Source organism: Pseudomonas sp. P5_B3, assembly GCF_056400405.1.
In genome coordinates, this window is record NZ_JBFULI010000121.1 from 1 (window position 1) to 2,402 (window position 2,402).

The 2,402-nt window shown below is 66.7% G+C and carries 1 protein-coding gene; it reads left to right on the forward strand.

The window, feature by feature from the left end; translation table 11 throughout:
- On the forward strand, positions 1-2,402 hold a 2,402-nt coding region (locus AC1DRN_RS29840; RefSeq protein ID WP_477786920.1), incomplete at both ends, for a VCBS domain-containing protein.

Genomic DNA, 2,402 nt, shown 5'->3' on the forward strand with positions numbered 1-2,402 from the left:
CCTACGGCGCGATCGCCGTGGACCACGCCGGCCAATGGACTTACACCCTGGCCAATGGCACCGATGGGGTCGCCAGTGCGGTGCAGGCGCTGCAGGCTGGTGAGAGTCATGATGACGTGTTTACGGTGCAGGTCAGCGACGGCCTGGGTGGCGTCGACACCCAGCTGGTGACCGTCACCATTACCGGCACCAACGACCAGCCGACGCTGACCATTACCGACCCGACCGGGGCGATGAATGAAGGCAACGGCGCGGCCACGCTGAGCGACAGCGGGGCGCTGAGCTTCGCCGACCTGGACAGCCACGACGTCGTGACGGTCAGCCAGACTTCTAACAATGACCTCGTCTGGAGCGGCGGCACCCTCGGTGCGGCGCAAGCCGCGGCGCTGGTGGCCGGTTTCTCGGTCGATCAGGCCGGCTGGACCTACAGCAGCAGCGAGAACCTGGACTTCCTGCGCGCCGGGGAAACCGTCAGCTTCTCCTACACCGTGATGGCGACCGACGACAGCAGCGCGGGCAACGCGGTCTCGGCGCCGCAAACGGTGACCATCACCCTGACCGGCACCAACGACCAGCCGACGCTGACCATCGGCGACCCGACCGGGGCGATGAACGAAGGCAACGGCGCGGCCACGCTGAGCGACAGCGGGGCGCTGAGCTTCGCCGACCTGGACAGCCACGACGTCGTCACGGTCAGTCAGAGTTCGAACCACGATATCGTCTGGAGCGGCGGCACCCTAGGGGCGGCGCAAGCCGCCGCACTGGTGGCCGGCTTCGCGGTCGATCAGGCCGGCTGGACCTACAGCAGCAGCGAGAACCTGGACTTCCTGCGGGCCGGGGAAACCATCAACTTCTCCTACACCGTGGTGGCCACTGACGACAGTGGCACGGCCAACGCGACCTCGGCGGCGCAAACGGTGACCATCACCCTCACTGGCACCAACGACCAGCCAACGCTGACCATCACCGACCCGACTGGGGCGATGAACGAAGGCAACGGCGCGGCCACGCTGAGCGACAGCGGCGCGCTGAGCTTCGCCGACCTGGACGTCAACGATGCAGTGACGGTCAGCCAGAGTGCCAACCACGACCTCGTCTGGAGCGGCGGCACCCTAGGGGCGGCGCAAGCCGCCGCACTGGTGGCCGGCTTCGCGGTCGATCAGGCCGGCTGGACCTACAGCAGCAGCGAGAACCTGGACTTCCTGCGCGCCGGGGAAACCATCAGTTTCTCCTACACCGTGGTGGCCACCGACGACAGCGGCACGGGCAACGCGACTTCGGCAGCGCAGACGGTGACGATCACCCTGACCGGGACCAATGACGCGCCCGTGCTCAGCTTCGTGGCAGGCAATGAGGCCGGCGCGGTGCAGGAAGACACCACGCTCAGCATGAATGGCCAGTTCAGCTCGGCCGACATCGACCACGGTGCCACGGCGAGCTGGAGTATTGTCGGGTCAAATACCGGCACCTACGGCGCGATCGCCGTGGACAACAGCGGCCAGTGGACCTACACGCTGGCCAATGGCACCGATGGGGTCGCCAGTGCGGTGCAGTCGCTGAAGGCAGGCGAGAGTCATAATGACGTGTTCACGGTGCAAGTCAGCGAYGGCCTSGGCGGYGTCGACACCCAGCTGGTGACCGTCACCGTCACCGGCAGCAACGACGCGCCMGTGCTCAGCTTCGCGACMGGCAATGCTGCCGGCGCGGTGCAGGAAGACACCATGCTCAGCGTGAATGGCCAGTTCAGCTCGGCCGACATCGACCACGGTGCCACGGCGAGCTGGAGTATTGTCGGGTCAAATACCGGCACCTACGGCGCGATCGCCGTGGACAACAGCGGCCAGTGGACCTACACCCTGGCCAATGGCACCGATGGGGTCGCCAGTGCGGTGCAATCACTGCAGGCGGGCGAGAGTCACAACGAAGTGTTCAGCGTGCAGGTCAGCGATGGCCTCGGCGGTGTCGACACCCAGCTGGTGACCGTCACCGTCACCGGCAGCAACGACGCGCCAGTGCTCAGCTTCGCGACCGGCAATGCTGCCGGCGCGGTGCAGGAAGACACCAYGCTCAGCGTSAGTGGCCAGTTCAGCTCGGCCGACATCGATCACRRTGCCACGGCGACCTGGAGCATCCATGGCGCGGCAACCGGCACCTACGGTTCGATCGCCGTGGACAACAGCGGCCAGTGGATCTACACGCTGGCCAATGGCAGCGATGGGGTCGCCAGTGCGGTGCAGTCGCTGCAGGCGGGCGAGAGTCATAATGACGTGTTCACGGTGCAAGTCAGCGACGGCCTGGGCGGTGTGGCCACCCAGCTGGTGACCGTCACCGTCACCGGCAGCAACGACGCGCCCGTGCTCAGCTTCGCGACCGGCGATGAGGCCGGCGCGGTGCAGGAAGAC